Origin of the sequence: Streptomyces sp. NBC_01571 (genome assembly GCF_026339875.1) — a bacterium.
In the GTDB taxonomy this organism is placed as follows: Bacteria; Actinomycetota; Actinomycetes; order Streptomycetales; family Streptomycetaceae; genus Streptomyces.
This window is the reverse complement of record NZ_JAPEPZ010000002.1, coordinates 305,974-330,414: the sequence shown is the minus strand read 5'-3', so window position 1 is coordinate 330,414 and position 24,441 is coordinate 305,974. Positions and strand designations below refer to the sequence as shown.

At 70.8% G+C, this 24,441-nt stretch carries 23 protein-coding genes and 1 pseudogene; 18 read left to right on the top strand and 6 right to left on the bottom strand.

Annotation, left to right across the window (positions count from 1 at the left end):
- Positions 1-126 precede the first annotated feature (126 nt).
- The 7 genes from OHB41_RS44680 to OHB41_RS44650 all read left to right on the top strand — a co-directional run bounded on the left by OHB41_RS44680 (position 127) and on the right by OHB41_RS44650 (position 5,972).
- Positions 127-303 carry a hypothetical protein gene (locus tag OHB41_RS44680; RefSeq protein ID WP_148014566.1) on the top strand — a complete coding sequence of 59 codons (177 nt, stop codon included), beginning with the start codon at positions 127-129 and terminating at the stop codon, positions 301-303.
- Positions 304-471: 168 nt separating this feature from the next.
- Complete coding sequence (locus tag OHB41_RS44675; protein WP_526025106.1) at positions 472-2,148, top strand: PP2C family protein-serine/threonine phosphatase; 1,677 nt, start codon at positions 472-474, stop codon at positions 2,146-2,148.
- The gene (locus tag OHB41_RS44670; RefSeq protein WP_266707239.1) at positions 2,145-2,831 is read left to right on the top strand and encodes an STAS domain-containing protein; all 687 of its coding nucleotides are present in this window, start codon (positions 2,145-2,147) and stop codon (positions 2,829-2,831) included. Before OHB41_RS44675 ends, OHB41_RS44670 begins: the two co-directional genes overlap by 4 nt.
- A gap of 207 nt (positions 2,832-3,038) precedes the next feature.
- Positions 3,039-3,404 carry a PRC-barrel domain containing protein gene (locus OHB41_RS44665; RefSeq protein WP_266707237.1) on the top strand — a complete coding sequence of 122 codons (366 nt, stop codon included), beginning with the start codon at positions 3,039-3,041 and terminating at the stop codon, positions 3,402-3,404.
- Between the two features lie 216 nt (positions 3,405-3,620).
- On the top strand, positions 3,621-3,992 hold the full coding sequence (locus tag OHB41_RS44660) for an STAS domain-containing protein (RefSeq protein WP_266707235.1): 372 nt from the start codon (positions 3,621-3,623) through the stop codon (positions 3,990-3,992).
- Positions 3,993-4,041: 49 nt separating this feature from the next.
- A complete protein-coding gene (locus tag OHB41_RS44655) occupies positions 4,042-4,542 on the top strand; it encodes an ATP-binding protein (protein ID WP_266707233.1) in 501 nt (166 codons plus the stop codon).
- A 224-nt stretch (positions 4,543-4,766) separates the two neighbouring features.
- Positions 4,767-5,972, top strand: coding sequence for a cysteine desulfurase-like protein (locus OHB41_RS44650; protein ID WP_266707231.1), 1,206 nt, complete (start codon positions 4,767-4,769; stop codon positions 5,970-5,972).
- Between the two features lie 147 nt (positions 5,973-6,119).
- Here OHB41_RS44650 and OHB41_RS44645 read toward each other — a convergent pair.
- The 3 genes and pseudogenes from OHB41_RS44645 to OHB41_RS44635 all read right to left on the bottom strand — a co-directional run.
- Positions 6,120-7,136: pseudogene (locus tag OHB41_RS44645) on the bottom strand (MerR family transcriptional regulator); the annotation flags it as partial.
- Between the two features lie 309 nt (positions 7,137-7,445).
- Positions 7,446-8,900: a hypothetical protein gene (locus tag OHB41_RS44640; RefSeq protein WP_266707229.1), complete on the bottom strand. Its 1,455-nt coding sequence runs from the start codon at positions 8,898-8,900 to the stop codon at positions 7,446-7,448.
- A gap of 260 nt (positions 8,901-9,160) precedes the next feature.
- Positions 9,161-10,486, bottom strand: coding sequence for an MFS transporter (locus OHB41_RS44635; RefSeq protein ID WP_323138500.1), 1,326 nt, complete (start codon positions 10,484-10,486; stop codon positions 9,161-9,163).
- Positions 10,487-11,001: 515 nt separating this feature from the next.
- Here OHB41_RS44635 and OHB41_RS44630 point away from each other — a divergent pair.
- A complete protein-coding gene (locus tag OHB41_RS44630; protein ID WP_266707227.1) occupies positions 11,002-11,646 on the top strand; it encodes a dihydrofolate reductase family protein in 645 nt (214 codons plus the stop codon).
- 252 nt (positions 11,647-11,898) lie between these two features.
- Here OHB41_RS44630 and OHB41_RS44625 read toward each other — a convergent pair whose 3' ends face one another.
- Positions 11,899-13,005 carry a hypothetical protein gene (locus OHB41_RS44625; RefSeq protein ID WP_266707225.1) on the bottom strand — a complete coding sequence of 369 codons (1,107 nt, stop codon included), beginning with the start codon at positions 13,003-13,005 and terminating at the stop codon, positions 11,899-11,901.
- A 57-nt stretch (positions 13,006-13,062) separates the two neighbouring features.
- Here OHB41_RS44625 and OHB41_RS44620 point away from each other — a divergent pair, with 57 nt between their 5' ends.
- Positions 13,063-13,203, top strand: a complete 141-nt coding sequence (locus OHB41_RS44620; protein ID WP_266707223.1) for a hypothetical protein — start codon at positions 13,063-13,065, stop codon at positions 13,201-13,203.
- Between the two features lie 73 nt (positions 13,204-13,276).
- Here the strand turns inward: OHB41_RS44620 and OHB41_RS44615 are convergent, their stop codons facing one another.
- On the bottom strand, positions 13,277-14,179 hold the full coding sequence (locus tag OHB41_RS44615; protein ID WP_266707221.1) for an oxygenase MpaB family protein: 903 nt from the start codon (positions 14,177-14,179) through the stop codon (positions 13,277-13,279).
- Positions 14,180-14,609: 430 nt separating this feature from the next.
- Here OHB41_RS44615 and OHB41_RS44610 point away from each other — a divergent pair, with 430 nt between their 5' ends.
- Complete coding sequence (locus OHB41_RS44610) at positions 14,610-15,239, top strand: RNA polymerase sigma factor (protein WP_266707219.1); 630 nt, start codon at positions 14,610-14,612, stop codon at positions 15,237-15,239.
- Positions 15,240-15,341: 102 nt separating this feature from the next.
- Here OHB41_RS44610 and OHB41_RS44605 read toward each other — a convergent pair whose 3' ends face one another.
- Positions 15,342-17,654: an FUSC family protein gene (locus tag OHB41_RS44605; RefSeq protein ID WP_526025087.1), complete on the bottom strand. Its 2,313-nt coding sequence runs from the start codon at positions 17,652-17,654 to the stop codon at positions 15,342-15,344.
- A 602-nt stretch (positions 17,655-18,256) separates the two neighbouring features.
- Between OHB41_RS44605 and OHB41_RS44600 the strand changes: the two genes are divergently transcribed.
- From OHB41_RS44600 to OHB41_RS44565, 8 genes are all read left to right on the top strand, one after another.
- Complete coding sequence (locus tag OHB41_RS44600; RefSeq protein WP_526025105.1) at positions 18,257-20,455, top strand: SpoIIE family protein phosphatase; 2,199 nt, start codon at positions 18,257-18,259, stop codon at positions 20,453-20,455.
- Positions 20,456-20,494: 39 nt separating this feature from the next.
- On the top strand, positions 20,495-20,677 hold the full coding sequence (locus tag OHB41_RS44595; RefSeq protein WP_266707217.1) for a hypothetical protein: 183 nt from the start codon (positions 20,495-20,497) through the stop codon (positions 20,675-20,677).
- Between the two features lie 4 nt (positions 20,678-20,681).
- Complete coding sequence (locus OHB41_RS44590; protein ID WP_266707215.1) at positions 20,682-21,296, top strand: class I SAM-dependent methyltransferase; 615 nt, start codon at positions 20,682-20,684, stop codon at positions 21,294-21,296.
- Positions 21,297-21,548: 252 nt separating this feature from the next.
- Positions 21,549-21,794 (top strand): DUF5133 domain-containing protein, encoded by a 246-nt coding sequence (locus OHB41_RS44585; RefSeq protein ID WP_266707213.1) that lies wholly within the window; start codon positions 21,549-21,551, stop codon positions 21,792-21,794.
- Positions 21,795-22,080: 286 nt separating this feature from the next.
- Positions 22,081-22,746 (top strand): hypothetical protein, encoded by a 666-nt coding sequence (locus tag OHB41_RS44580; protein WP_266707211.1) that lies wholly within the window; start codon positions 22,081-22,083, stop codon positions 22,744-22,746.
- A gap of 595 nt (positions 22,747-23,341) precedes the next feature.
- The gene (locus OHB41_RS44575) at positions 23,342-23,668 is read left to right on the top strand and encodes a PadR family transcriptional regulator (protein ID WP_266707209.1); all 327 of its coding nucleotides are present in this window, start codon (positions 23,342-23,344) and stop codon (positions 23,666-23,668) included.
- The gene (locus OHB41_RS44570; protein WP_266707207.1) at positions 23,665-24,021 is read left to right on the top strand and encodes a DUF1048 domain-containing protein; all 357 of its coding nucleotides are present in this window, start codon (positions 23,665-23,667) and stop codon (positions 24,019-24,021) included. The genes OHB41_RS44575 and OHB41_RS44570 overlap by 4 nt, the downstream gene beginning before the upstream one ends.
- 1 nt (position 24,022) lies before the next feature.
- Positions 24,023-24,349, top strand: a complete 327-nt coding sequence (locus OHB41_RS44565; RefSeq protein ID WP_266707205.1) for a DUF1048 domain-containing protein — start codon at positions 24,023-24,025, stop codon at positions 24,347-24,349.
- The last annotated feature ends 92 nt before the right edge of the window (positions 24,350-24,441 follow it).

Sequence of the window (24,441 nt, the reverse complement as noted above, 5' to 3'; positions counted from 1 at the left end):
ACGCCCTCTCGCCGCCCGAGATGCTCGTATTCCTCCCGCACGGGTGATGAGGCCGGCCACGAGGTTGTGTCGGCAGGCGACTTGGGGGCATCCGGAGGTCACCATTACTTCGGAAGAGGAGACACCATGCTCGGCATCGTCGCGGCGGTCCTGCTGTTCATCGCATTCCTGATCAATGCCGCGGACATCTCGACGAATGACGTGTTCACGTCAACCAATGTCATGCTCATAGGACTTGCCCTGCTCGCTCTCCACGTGGCCGGGATCGGCAGCGGCTGGGCGGCCCGAGGTCGCAGGCGCTGACACGGGGCGGGCGGAGGATACGCGAACTGGGTTCGTCCGTAGGGCTTGACGGGACTTGTGGTGGGCAACTTGCAGTGGTGCGGGCCCACGCGAGATGGTTGCCTGAAGGAAACTGTGTTCTCGTCCTCGGAAAGAAGGTTGTGGGCACGCAGTCACGCGCCCTTGCTCGTGGACACTTCCCAGCAGCCTCCCGTCGGCCCGCGCGGTATCGATTCCGGTACGACGTGGGGCGCCGCCCCCTACCCCGTCCTGGTCGCCGACGCGTCCGGTGATGTCGTCGAAGTGAACGCGGCGGCGGCCGCCCTGTTCCCGAGCGCCGTTCCCGGCGCGTGGCTGCGCTGTGTGGTCCCGGCGTGGATCGCGGACGCGCACGCACGAACCGGTTCCCCCGCCGTGGAGACCGGGGACGCCGCATCCGGGTCTCCCTCATCTCCCGTCCACGGCCGGGTCGGTGACCGGACCTTCGAAGCGCACCCCACCCGCACGGACGACGGTGACGTGACGTGGTGGCTCGTCGACGACACCGACCGGCGACTCGCCGAGGACGCACTCGCGAGCGAGCGCAAGCGCACCGCGTTCCTGGCCGACGCCTCCAGCGCGCTGCTGTCGTCACTGAACGTCGAACGCTGCATGGAGGTCACCGCCCGCCTGGCCGCCGAACACCTCGCCGACGCCGCCGTGATCGTCGCTCCGCCCCGCGGGCGGAAGGTGCCGCTGACGTACTGCGGCCCCGACGGCGACGTCGTGCACCGGCAGGTCCGGGCCGACGTGGAGCAACTGCCCGGCCTGAGTGACGCCCTGCGCGGGGTCCAGCCCGTACGGTCGCGCCGGATCGACCCTGCCGCCGTTCCCGAGTGGGCCGTCCCCGACCGGTTCACGGATCCGGTCCGCTCCGTCATCGTGACGCCCCTGCCCGGCCACGGTGTCCCGGCGGGCGCGCTCGTGCTCCTGCGCTCCGGCCGGCAGCCGGCCGTCACCGAGAGCGAGGAGATCTTCGCCCGGCTCTTCGCCTCCCGGGCGGGAGCCGCGATGTCGGCGGCCCGCATGTACGCGGAGCAGGCGGCCGTCACGACCACCCTGATGCGCGACCTGCTGCCGCCCCGGCTCCACAGCGTGCACGGTGTGGAGTTCGCCGGGAAGTACCTCCCCTCGGGCCAGGCGGACCGCGTGGGGGGCGACTTCTACGACGTCCACCCCGGCACCGACGAGGGACAGGAATCCCTGGTCGTCCTCGGGGACGTGTGCGGCAAGGGCCTGGACGCCGCGGTGCTCACGGGCAAGGTCCGCAACACGGTGCAGGCGCTCCTGCCGTTGGCCGAGGACCACCAGCGGCTGCTGGGACTGCTCAACGGGGCACTGATGAACTCCCACCACACCCGCTTCGTCACCCTGGCCCTGGCCTCGGTCGTCCGCAGCGGACGAACGGTCCGTCTGCGGGTCACCAGTGCCGGACATCCCGCTCCGCTGATCGTCCGGGCCGACGGTCTGGTCGAGACGGTCGAGACGCGGGGGACACTGGTCGGCGCCTTCTGGGACATCACTTCCACCACCGCCCATGTCGAACTGGCCCCGGGGGAGACCTGTCTGTTCTTCACCGACGGCATCACCGAGGGCCGGGGCGGGCCGCACGGGAACGAGTTGTTCGGCGCCCCGCGACTGGAGTCTGCGCTGGCCCGGTGCGCGGGCCTGCCCGCCGAGGCCGTGGTCGAGCACATCCAGACGCTCGCCGCACAGTGGGTCGGGCGTGGCGGCCACGACGACATGGCGACCGTCGCGGTCACGGCACCGCATCACGCGCACCTGAGCGCGGTGAACGGCCACACCCGGGGAAGGTACACCGCATGACCAGTCCGTCCGTCCGCCGCGACGACCACGAGGGTGCGTTGCCCGAACGGGCCCGCGACCGCCGGTGGCCCGCGGTCCCCGCGGGCGACGAGCTGGCTGCCGCCGCCGCGGTCGTCGAGACCCAGGGACCACCCGCCGACGCCGATACGGTTCCGCCCGACGCGATCGTCCGCGTGCGGGCGGGGGCGGCGCGGTACGGGCGGCTGACCGCGGGGCGGGATCCTGCTCGCCGGAGCCCGGCCCGGGCGCGGGAGGCGCTCGCCACCGTCACCGCGGGCCCCCGGCCCTGGAAAGCGCGCATGAACCCTTCGAGTTCCCCGCCCCTCACGCTCACCGTGAAGGCCGAGGCCGGCGCCGTGCTGGTCAGGGTCGCCGGAGACCTCGACTTCGAGACGTGCGACGAGCTGATGAAGGCCGTCGAGCGGTGTCTCGGCGACCGGCGCGACACCGGCGAAGGACCGGCCGGTCTGCGCGTCGATTTCTCCGGGCTCGCGAGCATCGACTCCATGGGCCTGTCCACGCTGCTGATGATCCGTCGGCTGACGGACCTGGCGGGTGTCCGCCTCCCTCTGGACGAGCGACCCGTCGCCCTGGAACGGCTCCTGGACATCACCGGCACGCTCCACCACCTCACAGCGCCCCGTGCGGAGAGCGGCGCTGAGCAACGGCCCGGCACGGGCTGACCTTTCGAACGGTCGTACGCGGCTGTCGCGCGCCATGGCGAAAACGCCGACGCGCTGGAATTTCCGCCGAATGCGATCCGGATAGCAGGGTATTGGCTGCTCTGGAGCACGCTGGAGACGGTTTCCCCTCCCGCGTTCTCCCTCCACCGGGTCTCACCACGGGTGACTTCCCGGCGGAGCGAACCGGCCACGCAGGAGGAAGAAAAGATGACGATCGAAAGAATCTGGTCGTACGCGCCGCATTTCCGCAGCCCGGAGGCGCAGGACCTCACGGGGTACGCCGTCGAGGCGACCGACGGGACGATAGGCCATGTGGACCGGCAGGCCGACGATTCCGGGATGCGTCATCTCGTGGTCGACACCGGCGTGTGGGTGTTCGGAAAGAGCGTCCTGGTACCCGTGGGTGTTGTCGCCGACATCGACTCGCAGGCGCAGAAAGTGACGATGGCGTGCACCAGGGACGAGATCAAGTCGGCGCCGCGCTTCCGGACCGACAGCGAGACCCTGGATCCCGAATACCTCGCCCGGGTCGGCAGCTACTACCGGAGCCTGCCGCCGAGGCAGCCCGCCTGATGGCGGCCGCAGAGAACAACCCCCGGGCCCGGGCCCGGGGCCGTCGGCTGTACGCGGCGCGGCCGTCGCACGGCCCGGTCCCACGGACGGGACGTCGTATCCGCAGGCGTGCATCCGGAAACTCATCTCGTGCCGAAACGCACATGGGACACGTGATGCCCGTGATGCCCGGCCGGCAGGGTGTCCTTGCACCACCGGACCAGAAAGAGTGTTCAAATGCCCGACGAGTTGGAGGCCACCGTCACGTACGCGGAGGCCCAAGACGCGTTCGTGGTGCGAGTCGGAGGCGACATCGACCACGAGAGCGCGCCCCAACTGGAGGAAGCCCTTGATCTCGCACGACGGGTGGGCGCCGCGCGCACGGTCGTCGACCTGTCGGGGACCGTCTTCGCGGACTCGTCGATCCTGCACGTCCTCCTGGAAGCGCAGCGCGCCCACCGGGCCTGCGGCACGTTCATGGTGGTGTGCGGGCCCTTCAGAGACATCGTCCGGAGGCTGTTCGACGTGACGGGCACGGAGGGATTCTTCGTCCTCGCCGAGAGCGTGCGGGCGGCGATGACCGTGTCGGACCCGGCGGTCGGGCGATGAGCGCGGCCGGCCTCTCGTGGCAGGGTGCAACAACCCGCGAGGAAACCGTATGAGAGCAGCAGAACGGAGGGACATCACCATCACGGACCAGAACGACGCACTCCAGCGCGCCTCTCTCGCCACGCCCTCCGCCCGGCCGCCGACGACCTCGTCATCGGCGGCTCAGGCGTCGGAGGTGACGAGCCCCGCGTCGGCACGTCAGTATGTGGGGTCGCTCGTACGCGAACACTGGAATCCCGCCGGTGGGGTGCGTCAGGAGGCCGTCGTCGACCTGCTTCTGGTGGTCTCGGAGCTGGTCACGAACGCCATCCGCCATGGTGGGGGCCTGGCCGGATTCCGGGCGACGCTGACCGCGGAGGGTGTCCGGCTGCACGTGCGCGACAACAGCGACGTCGTGCCGGGCGGCGCCTTCGGCTTCGCGTCGATTCCCGAGGGGTTCCGGCCGAACGGGTACGGATGGCCTCTGATCAACCGCCTCGTCCGCGAGGTCACCGTCGAACCGTCCCTGGGCGGCGGCAAGACGATCCGGGTCCTCGTCCCCCTGACATGACAGGCCGTCGGCGGCCGTCCCCGTGCAGCGGCGCCCTGCGCGACGGCGCCCCGCGGGACCGGACGGGTTCCCGGAGGCCGGGGGATGCCCCGTCTTCCCCCACGCGCGACCGCCTGCGATGATCGTCCGCGGACCGTTGCCCGCGCCGGCGGGCGGTTGTCTGCCCGGGCGTGTCCGGGTCGGGCAGCGGAACAGGATCCGACGTCGCCGATGAGGAGCCCGAGTTGACCTTTGACGTCGGCGCGTTGCGCGCCCAGATCCCCGCCCTGCGGGCCGGCCTCGCGCACTTCGACGGTCCGGGCGGAACGCAGACGCCCGCCCCGGTCGTCGCGGCGATCGCCGACGCCCTCGAGGGCCCCCTCTCCATCCGCGGCAGCGTCGCCCCGGGTGAGGCGAACGCGGAGGCGCTCGTCAGGGAGTTCCGGCAGGCCATGGCCGACCTGCTGGGCGTGCACCCCTCCGGAGTCGTCTTCGGCCGCAGTGCCACCCAGCTCACGTACGACTTCTCCCGGACGCTGGCGAAGGACTGGGCGCCCGGTGACGAGATCGTGGTCAGCCGTCTCGACCACGACGCCAACATCCGCCCCTGGACGCAGGCCGCGGAGCGGGCCGGCGCCGTGGTCCGCTGGGCGGACTTCGATCCGGCGACGGGCGAACTCCCTCCCTCGGCCGTGGGTGAACTGCTCACCGAGCGGACCCGGCTGGTCGCCGTGACCGCCGCCTCCAACCTGATCGGCACGATCCCCGACATCCCGGCGATCGCCCGGCTGGTCCACCGCACGGGCGCCCTCCTCCACGTCGACGGCGTGCACTACGCGGCACACGCCTTCGTGGATCTCGCGGAGCTCGGCGCCGACCTCTTCGTGTGTTCGCCCTACAAGTTCCTCGGCCCGCACCACGGTGTCCTCGCGGCGTCCGCGGACCTGCTGGAGACGCTGCGGCCGGACAAGCTGCTGCCGTCCACCGACGCGGTCCCGGAGCGCTTCGAGCTCGGGACGCTGCCCTACGAACTCCTCGCCGGCACCCGCGCCGCCGTCGACCTGCTCGCCGGACTCGGAACCGGCCCGGCGGAGGGACGCCGGGCGCGCCTCGGATCCGCGCTCCGGTCGATCGAGCGGCACGAGCGGGAGCTGAGGGACCGCACGGAATCCGGACTGGCCGCGCTGGACAGCGTCACGGTCCACTCACGGGCCGCCGAACGCACCCCCACCCTGCTCCTGACCTTCGAGGACCGCGACGCGGTGGACGCCTACCACTTCCTCGCGGAGCGGGGCGTTCACGCGCCCGCGGGTTCCTTCTACGCGCTGGAGGCGTCGCGGCACCTCGGACTGGGCGACACCGGGGGCCTGCGCGTCGGGCTCGCGCCGTACAACGACGAGGGCGACGTGGAGCGACTCCTGGAGGGCCTGGCCGCGTTCCTCAAGTCGTGACCGGGCAGGGGAAGGGGCACTCCCGCGCGACGCCCGGCCGCCGTCGAAACCGTACTCGGGCGTGCGCCCGGTACGGCGAGAGCGCGCGCACGGAGTCGCGGGGCAGACGGGAATCGTCGGACAGAGGTCCTGGAGCTCCGGCACGCCGAGTATCCGCAGCGCGTCGTCCAGTCGGCGTGGCCGCAGCAGTCCGGGAGGTCCGGGTCCCGATTCCCTGCCCCAGCCGGGGCCGCTGAGGAGGTCCGGGCTCTGCGTCCGCGCTCCCCGTACGCCCCACCGTGTCCCGGCGACGTGCCGGGCGAGGGGCAGGTTCGCCGTGGAGCGTGACTGCGACCACAGGACGACCACCGAGGGGCCGACCCGTCGTACGGCCGCGGCCAGCGCCTCGGCGGGCACGGCGCCGCCGAGTGTCAGGGCCGGTACCCCCCGCTCCGTCAGCACGGCGCCGAGCGCCTCCAGCGGCAGCGTGTGCGACTCGCCCGGAAGGCAGGCCAGCAGGACGGGCGGCTCACCCGTGCGCGGCTTCCGTACCGAACACACGTACACATGCCGGAGGGTGGCCGAGATGTGCCAGGACAGCAGGTGTTCGACCTCGAGGTACCGGTCGCCCGGCGACTCCCACTTCCGCCCGACCGCGCGGAGCGTGGGCACCATCACCTCGGCCCAGGCCGTCGCGAGTCCATGCGTCTCGACCGCGGCCGTCAGCAGGCTCTGCACGGCCGCCGCGTCCAGTCGTTCAGCCGCTCGCGCCAGGCCCCGGCACTCCTGCCGTACGCCTCCGAGCGGCGGACCGGTCCCCGGCCAGGAGGCCGGCGGGCTCTCGGCGAGGGCCGTCGCGGGTGGTGAATTCGGCGCCCACGGTGCGGCCGGGGGCCGTGCGAGGGTGAGCGCGGGGGACCGGGTGCGGCCGCGGGCCCGTTCCTTCGCCGCACGGGCGGCCTCGGCGGGAGGCAGACCCGCGGCCGTGAACCGGCACATCTCCTGGGGCATGGCCACGTCCTCGGGTGTCCACCGCCGGTGGCGGCCGTCGGTCCGCACGGCGGGACCGATCCCGTACCGGCGGTCCCAGGACCGCAGTGTCGTGGGCGACACCCCGAGTTTCCGCGCCAGGGAACCGGTGGTGACACCCGCGCCCGTGCTCCGCGCGACCACGTGCTCGCTCACCTCCACGGGGCGGCCCCCACCCGCACGGCGCCGGGCGGCGCCTGGGTGCGGGAGCACGGCCTCGTGAGGCGCCCGATGGGGCGGAAGCAGCGGATCGTCACCAGTGGTTCGCCTCGCTTCGAGCACCGTGCGGGAGCGGGGGTCCGCCCGGCTCACCGTTTCTTCGGCGCTCGGGCGTCCCCCGGATGCAAGCAGGCCCGGCGCGACTCGACCGGCGTCGGTTCAGGAGGGTCCCGGTCCCCGGCGGAGTCGACGAGAAGCGTCCACAGCACCACCTCGGGGTCACAGGCCGGTGATCGCGGCGCGTTGTCACAGCCCCGCTTGATCGAGCAGATGGTGCATCGTGGTCACGGGAAGCAGCCGGTTCGCGGCGGCTCCTGCCGCGACGGCGGAATCGGCGGCCCCTAGCAGTTCGATCAGCCGGTCGGCCGGAACGGCGGGGTTGGTCGCGGCTCGACCTCGCACGGTGGCCTCGTCGTCGGTCAGCAGCGCCTCGACCGTATCGGCCGGCAGGCCGGGATGTGCCGCGGCGACCGCGCGGTCGCGGACTTCGGCGGAGCGGGCCAGGCGATCAGCGGCCTCGGCGGGGAAGTTCTTGTGGGCGAGCATGTCCCATCGGCTGTAGCTGGTCCACTGCTCGGCGATCTGAGCCAGCAGCCGGCCGGGGGCGTTCGGCTGTCGCTCGCACACGAAAAGCCGAACCGCGAAGCTTTCGTCGCCGGCGAGGATCTCGACGATCTCGTCCGGTAGATCGGGACGCATGGCCAGGGTCTTGCGGAAGATCTGGTGACGGCTTCGGGCCAACGCCAGCCGATCCTGGTCGGACAGGGATTCAGTCAGCAGCCAGCCGACGCTCTTGCTGCTCCTGTCGTCGTAGTCGACCGGTATCGACTCGCGCAACACGGGGTCGAGTCCGTACCGTGCGACAACAGCCGCGCGTACTTCGTTGTCCGGATCGCCCGCCAATTCCGCGACGTGCTCGGCCGACAGGGTCGGGTTGGCCGCCACCGTCGCGCGCAAACCCGCACTCGCCAGGAACCGGTCGGCCAGACCGTCGTCCAGGTCGGCGACTTCGGCGACCTGCCGCAGCAGACCCTCGCTGTTCGCAGCGCCCGCCGCGGCGTCGATGTCGGCAATGATGGCGCGTGCTGCTTCAGCGGGAAGCGGACCGTCGAGGTGCATCAGAAGCATCTGCCGGCCAGAAGCCCCGGTCACCCTCGACAGGAGCTCTCCGATCCGGCCGGTCGGCGCCAGGGGCCATTCGGTGGCGGCTATGGCGGCTGTTCGCGAGTCCGCGTCATCGAGCATCCTGGCCCGCACATCGTCCGGCAGGCGACGGTTGAAGGCGAGAGCGCGGCGGACTTTCGGTTCCGGGTCGCGGGCCAGCAGTTCGTAGACCTCCCGCGGCAACGGGTCCGGGACATGGTGCCCGTGTACACCGACCGTGGTGAAGTACTCCGCACCTTCAGCCAGCCGGCCCCGTACCCGCGGGTCGGCATCGCCGGCGAGGACGACCTGAACCGCGGGCGGGAGGGTCGGATGCGAGGCGAGCTCCGACCGCACCGTGGCATCGCGGTCGTCGGCGAGCGCGGCCGCGGCGTTCGCCGGTAGGTCGCGGCGCCGGGCCAGCGCGGACCGATCGACGTCCGCCGCCACGAGGCGGACCAGGACTTCCGGCGGTGCGGACGGGTTGCCGGCCAGACCACGCAGCAGCGCTTCCAGGCCGGTTTGCGTGAGGGCGGGAAGTTCGAAGGAAGCGGACACCGCCCCATGGTGCCAGGCGCGTTGCCGGAGTTGTCGTGACACCTGTGTGTCCGTTGCGCCAAGGCGACTCGACCACGTTCCGGCCGCTTTGCTGCTGAGGGCGGCGGAGCGGCTGCAAGGTACGCGCGAACTTCCGTGCCGTCAGCGCCGATTGCGCTCACCTGGCGCAACACCGTTGAGGATCAACGTAGTCTCCGCCTAGTGCCGTGTCCCTGGGGTCATAGGTGGCGCCGGGAGCCACGTGGACGCCGGATCCACGATCAGCGCGAGGCCGCCTCGGTGTCACGGCCGGCCGTCGGCGACGCGCCCGGCGAGGCCGGAAGCGCCCGTCCCAGGCGTGCGAGCGGAGACAAGGCCATCACCGCCGGCGACAGCAGCATGCCCCCGGCCGTCACCAGGAGGCTGCTGCGCAACCCCCATGCTTCCGCGAGGAATCCGCCGAGCAGAGAGCCTAGCGGGGTCAGCCCCATGCCCACAAAGGTGATCGTCGCAGCCGCGCGGCCCTGCATCCCGTCAGGCGTGACGGCCTGCCGGACGGCCATGACCGTGACGTTCACCAATTGGCCGCCCGTCCCGAACACGAAGCCGGCCGCGAGGAGCGTGGCGACCGTCGGCGCGGAGGAGCCGTGCAGCGCGGGCACACACAGGAAGGCGCCGTCTCCGACCACCGCCGCGGACACGAGTACCGGGCCATGGCCGAACCGGCTGGGCAGGCGGGCCGCCAGCACCGAGCCCAGGAGCGCGCCGGGTCCCACCGCGGCGAGTGCCAGCCCGACGACGGTGCCTGACAGGTGCAGTTCCCGCGGCAGGAAGAGCAGGTAGACGGTCATCATCGCCGCGAAGGAGAACTGGAAGCAGGCCGAGGCCAGGCACACGGTCCGAAGCGCGGTATCGCCGACGACGAAGCGGAGGCCCTCATGAATGCGCTGCCAGACGCGAGGGGGACGTTCCGGGCGCTCCGGGATCGATTCGATCCGGCGGATCCCCCGGATCGACAGGAACGACAACGCGAAGAACAGCGCGCCGGCGGCGGCGGCGATCGGCGCCGACAGGGACACCAACGCACCGCCGAGGGCGGGGCCGCCGATCTGGGCCGCGGACCGGATGCCCTCGAGCGCGCTGTTGCCGCGCACGAGGTGGTCGCGTTCCACCAGCCGTACGAGAGACGCCTGGTAGGCCACGTCGAAGAACACGGACAGGGCCCCGATGGCGAAGGCGAGCCCAAGCAGGGCGGGCAGGCCGAGCCGGCCGAAGAGGACGGCCACGGCGGCGCCGCCCAGAGCCAGGGCCCGACCGACGTCCGTGAGCACCATCGTCGTGCGGGTCCGCCATCCGTCCACCCACGCGCCGACGAAGAGCGAGAGCAACAGGATCGGCGCCTGCCCCACGGCGCGAAGGACACCGAGCCGGCCGGCACCGGCGTGGAGCGTCAGGACGGCGAAGAGCGGCAGAACCACCAGACTTGCGTGTTCACCGAGTTGGGAGGCTGTCTGACCCGTCCAGAGTCTGCGGAAGTCGACGTCCCGCCACAGGCTTGACGGAACAGGTCGGCCGGAATCGGATACAGCGGAGGAAGCGGACGGCACGGGAATCCCTTGTGTTGCCGACAACGAGGCCCGCCACCGGCCACACGAGAGGCGCACCGACGGTTCAGGCAGGGGAAGGCTTGCTGTGCCGCAACGTCAAGGGCAGCACGCGATGACAGGCCGGTCACGGCCCACAACGTCAACGCGCGCTCGGAAAACCGACCATGTTCTCGCTCCTCATGGGTCACTTGCCGCACCCGAAGAGTAGCCCTCGGCCGCCCGCCGCGAAAGGCGAAGAGGCCCAGCGGGACATGGTCCGCCCCGCTGTCTGCGGTGTCGTTCTTCGTCAGTGGGGCCGGGCGCACTTCGTCAGTGGGGTCGGGCGCCCCTCCTCGAAAAGGCGCTTCGGCCCAGGCGCAGGCTTGGCGACGGACAGGTTCCACTGGTCCTGCGTCGGTCGGCGAGAGGAAGGAAGCGACGACCACGGCGAAGTCGGGTGCCGTCGCGGCGATGAGTCCGCCGGAGTCCAGAGGTCTACCTGCCGACCGGTACACCCACATCATCGGGAGCAAGGCATGGGCCTCATCCACATCGAGCTGTTCGCAACCCTCGACCTCGTCGGGCAGGCGCCCGGCGGCCCGGAAGAGGACCCGGTGGGGTTCCCGTTCGGCGGCTGGCAGGCGCCCCTGCTGGACGAGGTCGCCGGGGCGCAGGTCGGTGCCGCGTACGAGGGCACGGACGCCCTTCTGCTCGGCCGGCGGACGTTCGACATCTTCGCCGCCTACTGGCCGCACCAGAAGGGTGGCCAGGACAACGAGATCGCCACGCTCTTCAACAGCGTCCCGAAGTACGTGGCCTCCCGCGGCAGGCCCGACCTCTCGTGGGCCGGGTCCACGCAGCTCGGCCCGGATCTGGCCGCCGCGGTGCGCGAGATCCGTGACCGGCACGAGCACGTGAAGGTCGTCGGGAGCCTGAACCTGGTGCAGACCCTCCTGCGTGAGAAGCTCTTCGACCGTCTCGACCTCTGGGTGCACCCGGTCGTGCTCGGCGTCGGGAAGAAGGTGTTCGACGGTGGCGCGGTGCCCGCGAACGTCACACTCCTCGAACCGCCGGTAGCCGGTCCGAAGGGCATCGTGTACCTGCGCTACGGGCTCGCCGACGGTATGCCCGCGACGGGGGACATGAGCGCACCCGATCGCGGCGCCGGACGCGACGACTGAAGCCGCCCCGCACCAGGTGGGCCGTGTCGTCGCCGGTGAATTCACCAGGCGGCCCCCGTCATGCGGCGGTCCGGCCGGGCCAGGCGCCCTAAGTGCTGTCCCGTAATCCCCGGTGGGCGCACGACGACAGCTACGGCACCTCGCCGCGTTGTCGGATCGCCCGAGTACGCCCAGTATGCGGACGACCCTTCGCCTTGCGATGCACCGCATCTGACGCCGCGCGCTGATCCACCGGGGATTACGGGACAGCCCTTAGAAGAGGTCGACCGGTCCTTCCTGCGTGAGTTTCCCGAGGACCGTGCCCATCCACGGGCTGCGAACGGCCGGCAGCCGGACCAACGTGTGCTGGAACGTTCCCCGGTCGGCCCGGAACAGGTGGTTGGGGAGCAGCGGGAGCGGGTCGTCGCGGAGTACGTCCTGGGGTATGCGGCCCGACGCGGGAACTGGCAGGTACGGCTGGGGAGAGACCAGCCACAGCCAGACCCCCAGTGGCAGGGGCACCAGATATGCCGACGCAGTCGGGCCGGCGGGGGTCCAGGTCTGCCCCGTCCGGGGATGGACCGGTACGAGGAGGATGTCGACGCCCGCGTCGGGGGATGACTGTCCCGGTCCAGCCAGGACGGCGCGCCGCGTGGGCGGGCCTGCGGGCAGCAGGGCGTCGAGCGCGCGTTGGAACACGTCCGCGGTCAGACCGCCCGGGACCTTCACCGGCTGCCCTTTGGAGGCCACCAGCAGGTGGGCGAGCGCCTGACCGGCTGCCGCCTCCCATCGCGGACTCCACGACCAGTGGTGGTCCGACCCCAACCGTCCTCCCCAGGAGGCGATCGGCTCGAACGGAGGCGTGTTCTCGCCCTTCTCGGTCAGCTCCGACCAGGAGAGCGGCGCAACGTGGACACCGTCGACGAGGAGGCGGCGCACGGCGTCTGAGCTGAGCCGCACCGCCTGCCAGAGCGAGCAGTCGTCGAGCCTGGTCGCCACGGGCAGGTCGCACGCCTGGCAGGCCATGTTGGGCCCGTCGGACCCGTCGAGGCCACAGCAGGCACCGCCGCGCTTCTCGGGGATCAACCGGGTTCCGCGGACATCACCGGGCGCGATCACACTCGCCCCGGGCGCGCCGTCGGACAGGGCGCGGACCGGCGCGTAGACGCCGCGCGCCTCGGCCTCGCCCGCATCGATCTCGTCCCACATCCGCCACGGCCCTCCCCAGGGGTCCGGGTCCACGGCGAAGGTCCCTGACTCCATGAGTACCGGAAGCTGGGCCCCGTTCCCGTATATCTGACGGGCGTGGGCCGGAAGGGCGACCTGGGACAAGGGGACGGTCAGCTCGGCATCGCACCTCGCACAAACGAATACGAACAAAGACCCCTCCGCATGGGAAACAGCTGCATCGTCGCAGCTCCGCGGTGGCCGGCCAACATGTTTTCTCGTCCGCGGGCTCCCGCTGCCGGCGAGCCGGATCAGCTCAAGCCCCGATACGCGTGGGCGGCGTCCCTCGCGACCGGCGTACTCCTGGCCCTGGGCGGTTGGGTGCTGGTCCGTTTGATGCCGCTGCTGTGATCCGCAGGTCCGACCCCACCGCACGATCGGCTGCACTGCTGCGGCCCTCTGTACCACGGCTGTTGACGGTCCGTCACTCGACGGGGGAGGGCAGCCGGCTCCGCGAGGGTGCCATCGCCCACCGCACCACCGAGGTCACGACACCGCCGAGGGGGCGTACGAACAGCCAGTCGACCACCGGCAGTCGGGGCAACCCGAGCTCCGCGGTGGCCCAGGAGGGCAGCAGGGAGACGGCGTTGGCGGCGAGCACCCCGTACGGCACGCGGGCGACCAGCGGCACGGGCGGGTCGAGCAGCAGGAAGCGTGCGGTGGCCCGCGCCTCGGGGGTGGCCCGAAGCTCGCCCCGGTACGCGGTCAGCCGTTCGGCCAGCTCGGCGCGGTTCGTCGGCGGGTCGGGGACACCGAGCGCGACGGCGACCCGGGCGGTGTCGGCGACGTACGCGTCGCAGTCGCCGTCGGACAGGGGGCGGACGCCGTAACGCTGGTGCGCGCGCAGGAAGCTGTCCGTCTCCGCGAGGTGGACCCAGCCGAGCAGCCGCGGGTCCGAGGCGTGGTAATGCGTTCCCTCGCCGGTCACCCCACGCACCCGCTCGTGGACCGCGCGAACCCGGGCGCAGGCCTCCTGCGCGCTGTCGGCGGTGCCGTACGTCGTCACCGCCAGGAACGTGCTCGTGCGCTGCAGCCTGCCCCATGGGTCGCCCCGGTAGCCGGAGTGGGCGGACACGGCGGCCATGGCGAGCGGATGGAGCGACTGGAGCAGCAGGGCCGAGAGCCCGCCGATGAACATCGACGCGTCCCCGTGCACCCGGCGGATGGGGCGGTCCGGGCCGAACCACCGGGGTCCGGGCGTGCCGTGGATCCGGGCACGGTTCTCAGGGCCGTCGGGTCCGGCGACACGGGCGAAGAGACTGTCTCCCAGCCGTTCGCGCAGGCGGCCATGCGGTCCGGTGGGTCGCGGTCCGGTCGGTCTCGTCATGGTGGCCTTCCGTCGGACGGTGTTCCCGTCGGTCCCGCCGTGCGGGCCTTCCACCGTCGAGGGCGGAACGCCCGGGGACCACGGTCCATTGTCCCTTCGGGTGGGGACACAGCACCGTCCCGTCATGAATTCCGTTGCCCACGCGCCCTCGGATGCGGTGCGGGACCGGTCCTTGCCTGCGACCGCCCCCCGGACTCCCGGCCTCCGTCTCTCTCGCCCCGTCCTCGTGGCTCGGGGCTACTGCGCGGGGAGAAGTCGATGCAGAGTCGATGCAAGTTGCCGCGGCGCATCGAATCCTCGCAAGGTGACGGGGACGGAACGGCTCCGAACGACGGGAGCCCCCGACACCTCCGGGACGGCACGCCCTGACGGCAGGGCGCACCCCTCCGGAAGCCGGGGCGGATTCCGCCCGGCACGAGGAGCAGTCACCATGACCGCACAGCAGAGCACCGAGCGGAACCCCGACGCCCCAGTGCCGAGGGCCGCGGCGCGCGACTCGCTCACCGACGAGGAACTCGCCACCGGATTCGCCGACGGTGACGAGGAGTGCCTCGCCGCCGCGTACGACCGCTGGGGCCGCCTCGTGTACACCCTGGCCCGGCGTTCCCTGGGGGACGCCGCCGAGGCGGAGGACGTCACCCAGCTCGTCTTCCTCGCAGCGTGGCGGGGGCGCGCCGGGTTCTCGCCCGAGCGCGGCGTCCTCGCCGCCTGGCTCGTCGGGATCACCCGGCGCAAGATCGCCGACGCGCTGACGGCCCGCACCCGGCGCGCCGACCTCGTCGCGGCGGCCGGCGCGGTGATGTCCCTGACCGCACACGACTCCGCGTCCCCGGCCGACACGGTCCTCGACCGGGTCCTCGTCCGGCACGAGCTGGCTCGACTGCCCGCACCGCAGCGCCGGGCCCTCAGCCTCGCGTTCTACGACGACCTCACGCACACCCAGATCGCACAGCTCACCGGATGGCCCCTGGGGACGGTCAAGAGTCATGCCCGGCGCGGGCTGCACCGACTCGGCCGCCGACTGCGGGAGGAGACGGGCACCGGCAGCCGTCGCGGTTGAGGCGTGCGTGAGGACGACGAGGAAGCGCGGCCGTCTCGTGAGCGCGCGGCGCACCACGCCGCACTCGCCGCTCCGCACTACGCCGCACTCGCCGCTCCGCTGCTACCCGGCGGGACCCCGGGAGGACGCCGTCCTCCGCGTGGACGCGGACCCCGGCGACGACACGCGGTCGCCGGTCGAGACGGGGACGCCGAGGGGGCGGGCCAGACCGACCACACCCTCGTCCAGCCGCTGCAGATGCCGCAGGACACGCGTGGTGACCCGGTCGTGGCGCGGGCCGTCCGGACCTCCCGGCTCCAGCAGGGCCGCGAGACTGGCACCGGTCTCGGCCACGCCCTCGGTGTCGTCGTCCTCGACGCGCGCGACGAGCACCTCGATGTTGTGCGCGATGCGCCGGCCCGCCTTCTTCAGGCGCGGATCCGCCGCGACGGTCTTGCTGTGGGGGAGGAGTTCCGCCGTCGCCGCCAGGGAACGCGCGTGATAGGCGCACGTCTCCAGGAGGGCCACCAGATAGCGCACCGTCTGACGACGGGACCGCAGCGGGGTGATGGGATGGGTCAGCGGCTGGACGGAGGACCGCAGATCGTCCAATGTCTTGTCGAGATCCCGCGCCCCGTCCAGCAGATCGAGCGTGCGGCCGCCGCTGAGCTGATCCACCGCCGCGCCGGTGACGTCCCCGAGCCGGCGCAGCACCGTGGCCAGCTGTTCGTCGGTCCGGCGGTCGGTGTGCACCGGCAGGACCAGAGCGGCCGCGATGACCCCGCAGGTGGCACCGAGCGCGGTCTCCTCGATACGCAGGACCAGCACCGCGGTGCTGTAGGTGTTGAGCAGGGTGTACAGCAGGCCCAGCATCGCCGTGACGAAGAACGACATCAGGGCGTAGGACAGCGGCGCGGTGAAGAACATGGCGAAGATGAACAGCAGGACGAGCCCGAACGCCGTCCACGTGTGGGTGCCGACCAGGCCCGCCAGGAGGGCGCCGGCGACGACACCGAGGACGGTGCCGATCAGCCTGCGGTACCCCTTGACGAGGATCTCCCCGGTGGACGCCGTGTTCAGGAACACGACCCAGCAGGTCAGCACCGCCCAGTACCAGCGCTGACTGGAGAGGAACTCGCCGCCGACGATTGCCAGCGCCGAACCGACCGCGACCTGCACCGCGGTCCGCGTCGTCGGACGCTCCCAGCCCCTGCGGCCGCTCTCCTCCCGCTCGGCCTCCTCGGACCCGGCGATGGAGACGTCCTCGGCGTCCAGCTCCTCGCGCGACCGGGTCGTCGAAGGGGTGTCGTCGGACTCGTCCTGGGGCCCGTCGAGAGCCAGTCGCAGTCCGAGCACGGAGCGCGCCGTCTCGCCGATGCCACGGAAGACGTCCTGCACGGCGGTCGAGGCCTGTGGCAGGTTCTCCTCGTCGCGGTAGCCGAGGAGCCGGTTGCGCAGGTGGGCCAGCGCGGTGCCGCGGTCGTCGGCGATCGGGCGCAGGACCAGCAGGCGCAGCGCGTCGAGATCCCGGCGCAGGGTGGCGGTGACGCCGTCCTGCGCCCGGAGGCGGTCTCCGGGCGCGGGGACGGGTGCGTGCGGCAGATGCAGGGTGAGCGTGTCGGCCCGTTCCGCGCTGCGCGCGGTGAGCAGGAGCACGCCGAGCCGCTCGGCCGCGATCTCGGCCTCGGCGACCCGGCGCTGCACGAGCGAGGCGGTGGCGCTGTCGCTGGTCCCCTCCGCCAGCTGCCCCTGGATCATCATCGCGCTCTCGTGGAGCCGGGCCGTGTGCCGCCGCAGGTCCTCCAGCGCCTTCTCGACGCGGTCGGGTCCGGCGTCCAGCAGCTCGATCTGGGCGGAGACGAGCTGTGCCAGGCGAGCCCGGAAGGCCTTTCGCAGCCGGTCCAGAACGCGTTCAGGAGTGTCGGGCACGACGACGAACCGCACCAGCGCGCTGCACACGAACGCGATGGCGAGCGTGACGCACAGGCCGGGCAGAGCGGAGAAGGTGGCCCTGACGAAGAGCGAGATGAAGTAGATCTGGAACCCGATGAGTCCCAGGGCGGTCCCGCGGTCGCCGAACCGGCGGCTGTACACGGCGGCGAAGATCAGCGCGACGAAGAAGAGGTCGCCCTCGACGACGGTCTTGTTGAGCAGCGCCCCCAGTGACATCGCCGCGAGCGCCACGGGCAGCCCGAGCAGGAGCGTCAGTGCCTGGTCGCGGCGCTGTTTGTCCTTGATGGCGAAGGTGCCGACCATGGCCGCCATGGCTCCGGCCACCATGTGCGTCACATCCACACTCATGACAGCCAGTACGGCGAGCGTGAGCGCGATGGCCCCGACCGTCCGCAGGCCGGCCATGAGCCGCAGCAGCCCGGGATCCGATGCCGCGAATCGGTCCCAGATCCTTGTCCGGCCCGGCCGTGTCGCTGTCCTCACGCTGCCTTTCGTCCCCGCTCTCCGCCATGATCAGCGTTTCCAGCATGGCACGGGTCGAGGTCCGTGCCGCCGACCGGGGGTCCGGCCGGCCGGCTCGTGGCGGGCGCCGCGACGGGGCGAACGCTGCGACGGGGCGAACGCTGCCTGCCGCGATGACGGACCCGTCGCACCACGGCTCGGCTTCGCGACACCGGCGGTCGACGAGTCCGACCGTTCCGGAGCCGTGCAGTTGGGCCAGGACGTCCCGCGGCTCCTTCGGTCCCCGCTCCCGGAGGGCACGACCCGCACAGGGCGGCTCGGGGTGACCCACGGCCTTTGCGATCCTGCCGGGTTCCGGACGAGGGTGACCATGCCCAGGGCGGTGCTGCGGACGGCCGGGTCCACCCCACCGAGGACGAAAATCATGGCCTGGCGCCAGGGGACGACGGCCGGCTACGTGTATCCCCCTGGTGGCATTCCTCGACGTCCTGCCCGTCAACGCCACGGGCAAGGTCCTCACGCGCGAACTGCGGGAGGCTGACCTGTGGGTGCGGGCCGGAGCGAAGCCGTGGAAAACACCGGCCGCCTGGCCGTGTTGGGGCTGTTCGGGTACCCGACGTGGCGTGGCGGTCCATCGGCACGCCGCTCGGGCAGTCTGGGTGGCGGAGGTGATTTCTGTGGCGGACGAGGACCCGACGCGACGGACGCCGGCGGGCGGGGACGCGGGGGACAGGGTGGGAGGGGCGATCTTGGATGCCCTGTTCACACAGTCACCGGTAGGGCTGCACGTTCTGGATACGGACCTTCGGGTCGTGCGGGTCAACACCGCCACGCAGGGCATGCGCGGCGTGTCCGTCGAAAGCCTGCTCGGACTGCATTTCGCCGAGGCGTACGCCGGTCTGTCCGCCCCCGACGAGGCGGAGGAGATGCTGCGTGGCGTGCTGGAAAGCGGCGTGCCCGTGCGCGAGTACCTGGTCCCCATGCGGCTGGTGACCGAACAGGGGCGGGAAAAAATCCGGTCGGTTTCGGCGTTCCGCCTGCAGGACCCGCAGGGGACGGTCCTGGGACTGGCCGTCACGGTGGTGGACGTCACGGAGGAGGAACAGGCGCGTGCCAGGCTGCGTGTCCTGAACGCCGTGCGGGAGCGTGTGGGACGGACCCTGGACGTTATCTCCACCTGCCAGGAGCTGGTGGAGACCCTGGTGCCCGACTTCGCCGACGTTGCCGTGGTGGAAGTCGTGGATGCCGTGGCACGCGGCGAGGAGTCCGCGACAGGGCCCCTCGCTCAGGATGTTCCCCTGCGCCGCGCCGCCTTCCGCACCCGCGACGGCCGGCAGACACGGGCCCACCCGGTGGGCGACGTGCGGAGCCTCCACTTCGCGACCCCCTACGCGGAGGCCATGAGCGATCTCCGTCCCCGCCTCGTGGCCCTGAGTCCCGTCAGCCCCTGGCTCGACGCCGACCCCGCCAGGGCCGGGGCGATCCGCACGACCCGATCGCACACACTCATCGTGGCGCCCCTGGCTCTGCGCGGAACCCCACTGGGAGTACTGAGCCTCTATCGCATCGGCGCGTCCGACCCCTACAACGAGGACGATGTCGGCCTTGCTCTCGATGTGGCCTCCCATACCGCTCTGTGCATCGACAACGCCCGCCGGTTCACCCGCGAGCACACCATCGCCGCGACGGTCCAGCGCCACCAGCTTCCCCGCTGCCCGGCCTCGGACAACACCGTTGAGACCACGCACCTGTACGTGCCCGGCGCCGACGGCGGGGGAGGCTGGTGCGACACGATCCCCTTGTCCGGCGCCCGCACGGCCCTGGTCGTCGGAGAGGTCGCCGGCCGCGGCATCCAAGCCGCCACCACCATGGGACAACTGCGCACCGTCGTTCGCTCTCTTGCCGCGCTGGACCTGCAACCCGACGAGCTCCTCGCACGCCTCAACGACACGGCGGCATTCCTGGCAGCAGAGCGCGCGACTCTGCCCCTCGGCGACCCCCTGCACCGGCAACCGCTCTCGGCGAGTTGCGTCTACGCGGTCTACGACCCGCTCAGCAGCACATGCACCTTCGCACAGGCCGGGTACACCACACCCGTGATCGTCCGCCCCGACAGCAGCACCGAGGTCCCGGACGGCTCCCCGGGGCCTGCGCTGGGCGGCGCGGAAGGTCCCCCCTTCGCCGCTACCACCACCGAACTGCCCCACGGCAGCATCCTCGCCCTCTGCACCCCCGCGATGCTGCCCACACCTACCGCCGATTCCGACGCTGGCGCCGCACTCCTGTACGACGTCGTTGCTCAACCCGGCCGGCCCCTCCAGGACCTGCGCGACGACATCCTCTCCACCCTCCGCGGTACGGACCGCGCCCGTGACGCGGTTCTCCTCCTCGCCCGCACCCGGCCCCTTCCCGCGCACTCCCTGGCCAGCTGGCTCCTCGACCACGACGCCGCGGCAGCGGCCACTGCCCGCGGACACACCCGCCGGACACTCGCAGACTGGAACGTGGACGAGGACACCGCCTACGCAGCCGAACTGATCGTCAGCGAACTCGTCACCAACGCGATCCGCTACGGTGCCCCGCCCCTGCAGCTACGCCTCATCAAGAACCGCACCCTCACCTGCGAAGTGCACGACGACGCAGCCGCTTCCCCACGCCTGCGCCACGCCCGCACGGTCGACGAAGGGGGACGCGGTCTGTTCATCGTCGCTCAACTCGCCCAACGATGGGGTACCCGCTACACAGCGGAAGGCAAGACGGTCTGGAGCGAACAGGCCCTCCCCCTCGCCTCGGAATCTTCGGCTTCTCCGGAGACTGGATAATGCCTGTGTATCTGGAGCGTGCACGCGGAGAGGTGCCTGATGCCGGATTCGGTTGACCGTCCCGAACCGCAGATCCAGGAGCAGGCGTTGGACGGTTGCCGGGTCGTCACCGTGAGGGGAGATCTCGACGTGGATTCTCTCCCCGCCATGCGGACGGTCCTTCGGCAGCCCGATGAATCCGGCAGCGCGCACTGGGAGACCCCGGACATGCTCCTACGATGATCCGATGCACCAGGCCGACCCGAAGCCGTACTGGAACACCAACGTCGCCCGGCACCCGGACATCCTCCGTGCCGTGCCCGAGGGTTGCGGCGACGCATTGGATGTCGGTTGCGGGGACGGGCTGCTGGCACGGAAGCTCGCCGTGCGGGCGAAGCGCGTCACAGGGGTCGACAAGTCGCCGGAGATGATCGCCTGCGCACGCGACCTCGCTGCCGGTCACCCGGATCTGGCCTTCGTCGAGGGTGACTTCCTCACCGCCGACCTCTCCGCTGCGGGCTACGACTTCATCTGCTCCGTGACCACGATCCATCACATGGACTTCGAGGCCGCGCTCATCCGTATGCGGGAGCTGCTGCGACCGGGCGGCACACTCGTGGTCGTTGGCCTGGCGCGCGAGGCGAGCGTGGCGGAGTGGGCAGCGATGATCGCGGCTGCCCCGGTCGTGCGGATCACGAAGCTGCTGCGTCGCGCGCGCGGGCCCGAGGGCATGCCGGTCGCTGCTCCGCAGATGAGCTATGGGCAGGTGCGGGCTGCGGCGCGAGGGCTGCTTCCCGGTATGCGCTACCGCCGGCATGTGCTCCGTCGGTACTCGCTGACCTGGGATAAACCCGTCCGCTGACTGGGCGTTGACGGTTGCCTTCACCATCTGGGGCCATGCGAGTGTCAGCTGATCGGCGGAGGCGGTCGTGCGGGCCAGTCGTCAGGGGTGGTGCCGGCGCGCGGTGGCATAGGCCTGTCGACTGGGGGCACATGAAGTCCTGCCTGACGCCGGCTCGGTGCTGAGTGCGGTGCCAGATGGCATACATGCGACCTGTTTCTCGGGGTGTCGGTCAGCTGTCACGCGAGCTGTGTTCTGGGGAGAGGAACCATCATGATTCTTCCGGCGGAGAGGGAACTGCGCGCGGTACTGGCCCGGTTCGCGCAGACGCGCATCGATCACGATGTCCGCCCCAGCGGCCGTACCAGCCGGGCACTGGACGACGTGACGTACACGCTGTGCGTGATGACCGGGGCCCGGACGGCGGAGCAGGCTCTGCTGGCAGCGGACGCCCTGCTGGAGCGGTACGGCACCGACCGTGAGGGCGGCACGCAGGCGGACGAGACGCTGGCCGCGTAGCAGCGGCAGCTCTTCCCCGCCCGCGGGATGAGGCGTACCGCCGGGACTCGTTCGAGGCGCGGTCAGGAGCGGCCCTCGTCGCTGACAGCACCGCCACCGCGGGCATCCGGGTCCTGGCCCGTCACCGCCGCTCGCGACACCCGCACCCGAATCAGAGCGAACACTTGCTCACCTACTCACTTGTTTCGACAGCGGACCCTGTGACGGATATCCCGGACCTGTCATTGCCCGGGAAGCCGGACCCCGTAGGCGCGGTCGTCGGCTACTGCCACTGCTGAGGAATCGAATGAATATGGCCACCCATCGGAATGACCCGTACCCGGACGTGACCGCTTCGGGCGGCCTTGCGGCAGCCATGAGAGAGGTGGCGGAGCTGCGCGGATGCGACATCGGGCTGTCGCCTTGGGTCACGGGCGTCATCAGTATCGAAACATCGAGAGGCTTCCTGTTGGTCGATCCCGCGGCCGAGGAACGTCTTTTCCGGCTGCATGTACACATCCCCGGGTACGCCCGGGAGATCGGCTCGACGGGGGATCTCGGATTGCTCGTGGAGGCGGTCGCCGCATGGCGGGAAGGCATGCCGCTGGACGGGTTGAAGGAGACATTCGGGTTCATGGAGCTCGATGAATTCGCCCATGCGATCGCAAGTGGAGAGCCCACCTCGTTGCAGTGGTCCGAGCTCCTGTCCTCCGACTTCCACCGACGACAATGGAACCTGCTGCGGCGCCTCCATGCGGATGAGGTACTGCAGAACATGTTCCCGACGATCACGCACGGTGCCGTGCGCCTGCGTGTTGACCCGTTGGACGGAACGAGCCGTCAGGTTCTGGTGCATGAGTTGGACGGGGAACGTTATGAGGTCAGGCGTGTCGGGGGACCTGAGGCCGCCTGGGTCGAGGTGCCGACCGGTGACCTGATCGCCTATCTGCGAGCTGCCTTGAGCCAAGAGTGATCTCGGGCAGATCGATGAAGTCGAAACCCCGCCAGGCAGGCCATGGTGGGGTTTCTTCATGCTGTCGCTGCTTTCCCCCATATCCCTGACTTGAGTTGAGGGAGAGGAAGACGGGATGGACGGTGCGTACGCGGGAGCCCCTGGTACGCGTGGTGCTCGCCTGGCAGGCCGACAGCATCGTCGCCCGCCGTCCATAGAACTCGTACCAGGATCCTGAGCGTTGGCTCTGGACGGGCGTGACCGATGTTGACGACGCGGCCGTTCGGAGGGTGTGAGTACTCGGCCGTGGATCGTTGATGACGACTTGTTGGCGCTGATCGAGCCACTGCGCACGTCAACATGCAGAACTTGACGGAGAATCCGCCGGCTGGGGCAGCCGGGACACCCTGGATGTCACCCTGGTCGAACCCGAGCAAATGGCCCACCCGTCAGGTCAACGATGACCGGGCTACAGCGTTCGACGGAACCCGGTCCCTCGCCGAACGAGTCGGCCCGGGGTTGCGTCCACCGGAGAGGTTGCCGCTCCACTACTCGGTGATACCGTATAGCGATACTCGGTATCACGTAGTACCAGCAGGGCTGAGGAGAACCCGCGATGGACGGCCTGACGGAGATGTTGAAGGGCACGCTCGAAGGTTGCGTGCTCGAAATCATCGGCAGCGAGGAGACCTACGGCTATGCCATCACCCGCCAGCTGAACGAGCTCGGCTTCGCCGACGTCATGGAGGGGACGGTGTACACCATCTTGCTGCGGTTGGAGAGGAACGGGCTCGTCCAAGTGGCGAAACGGCCATCCGGGGTCGGGCCGCCGCGCAAGTTCTACGCGCTCAACGACGCCGGACGCGAGGAACTCGCCAAGTTCTGGACGAAATGGCACTACCTCTCATCACGCATCGACAGGCTCAAGGAGGGCGGGAGATGAACTTCTGGGAGAAGGTCACAGGCAGCGATCTCACCAGGGAATGGAAGGCGTTCGAAGCCCGGGCCGAGGCCCTGCCGGACGACTACCGGGTGGCATGGGGACAGATCGTCTCCCACCTCTTCCCCTACGGGGACTTCACCGGCCGCAACCTGATGCCGATCCTCGACGCCGCCCTGGGGCTGCTCGAAGTAGCAGCGGCGGACGGGCAGAGCGTCCACGAGGTGCTCGGCGACGACGTCCGGGGCTTCTGCACAGCGCTGGCCGGCGGAGCAGGGGCCCGGACTTATCGCGACCGGTGGCGCGAGCAGCTGAACAGGAATGTCGCAAGGAAACTGAGCAGGCTGGGAGGCTGACGTGAGCGTCCAAGACATCATCGAAGGCAAAAAGCAGTGGCGGGCGCACCTGGCCCGGGTCAAGGCACTCCCGCCGGACTACCAGATCGTCTACAAGGAGATGCAGAAGTACCTGTTCAAGGTCGGACCGGTCAGTCTGGCCGACGGGCCCCTCCTTTCTGGAATCGTCGACTTCTTCGAGGAGGGCGTCGCCGCGGGCAAGGGAGTGTTGGCACTCATCGGCACCGACGTCGCCGCGTTCTGCGACGACCTGATCAAGGACTCTCCCACCTACGCGGATGCCTACCAGGAATCGATTAGGGGGGAACCCGGCGCGGCCAGGAAGTGAAAGCCGCCGGACCGGTTCGCGACGCTGCCGGGGATCTCCCGCACCACCCTTCGTTTTCAGGCCCGTCCCAATTACGGGCTGAACAGCGGGGG

What these genes read in the sequence shown, in the direction of transcription:
- OHB41_RS44585 (WP_266707213.1), top strand. Translation starts at nt 21,549, where the DNA reads ATGATTCTTCCGGCGGAGAGGGAACTGCGCGCGGTACTGGCCCGGTTC.
- OHB41_RS44570 (WP_266707207.1), top strand. Translation starts at nt 23,665, where the DNA reads ATGAACTTCTGGGAGAAGGTCACAGGCAGCGATCTCACCAGGGAATGG.
- OHB41_RS44665 (WP_266707237.1), top strand. Translation starts at nt 3,039, where the DNA reads ATGACGATCGAAAGAATCTGGTCGTACGCGCCGCATTTCCGCAGCCCG.
- OHB41_RS44595 (WP_266707217.1), top strand. Translation starts at nt 20,495, where the DNA reads ATGCCGGATTCGGTTGACCGTCCCGAACCGCAGATCCAGGAGCAGGCG.
- OHB41_RS44580 (WP_266707211.1), top strand. Translation starts at nt 22,081, where the DNA reads ATGAATATGGCCACCCATCGGAATGACCCGTACCCGGACGTGACCGCT.
- OHB41_RS44575 (WP_266707209.1), top strand. Translation starts at nt 23,342, where the DNA reads ATGGACGGCCTGACGGAGATGTTGAAGGGCACGCTCGAAGGTTGCGTG.
- OHB41_RS44660 (WP_266707235.1), top strand. Translation starts at nt 3,621, where the DNA reads ATGCCCGACGAGTTGGAGGCCACCGTCACGTACGCGGAGGCCCAAGAC.
- OHB41_RS44655 (WP_266707233.1), top strand. Translation starts at nt 4,042, where the DNA reads ATGAGAGCAGCAGAACGGAGGGACATCACCATCACGGACCAGAACGAC.
- OHB41_RS44610 (WP_266707219.1), top strand. Translation starts at nt 14,610, where the DNA reads ATGACCGCACAGCAGAGCACCGAGCGGAACCCCGACGCCCCAGTGCCG.
- OHB41_RS44670 (WP_266707239.1), top strand. Translation starts at nt 2,145, where the DNA reads ATGACCAGTCCGTCCGTCCGCCGCGACGACCACGAGGGTGCGTTGCCC.
- OHB41_RS44630 (WP_266707227.1), top strand. Translation starts at nt 11,002, where the DNA reads ATGGGCCTCATCCACATCGAGCTGTTCGCAACCCTCGACCTCGTCGGG.
- OHB41_RS44620 (WP_266707223.1), top strand. Translation starts at nt 13,063, where the DNA reads ATGTTTTCTCGTCCGCGGGCTCCCGCTGCCGGCGAGCCGGATCAGCTC.
- OHB41_RS44590 (WP_266707215.1), top strand. Translation starts at nt 20,682, where the DNA reads ATGCACCAGGCCGACCCGAAGCCGTACTGGAACACCAACGTCGCCCGG.
- OHB41_RS44615 (WP_266707221.1), bottom strand. Translation starts at nt 14,179, where the DNA reads ATGACGAGACCGACCGGACCGCGACCCACCGGACCGCATGGCCGCCTG.
- OHB41_RS44680 (WP_148014566.1), top strand. Translation starts at nt 127, where the DNA reads ATGCTCGGCATCGTCGCGGCGGTCCTGCTGTTCATCGCATTCCTGATC.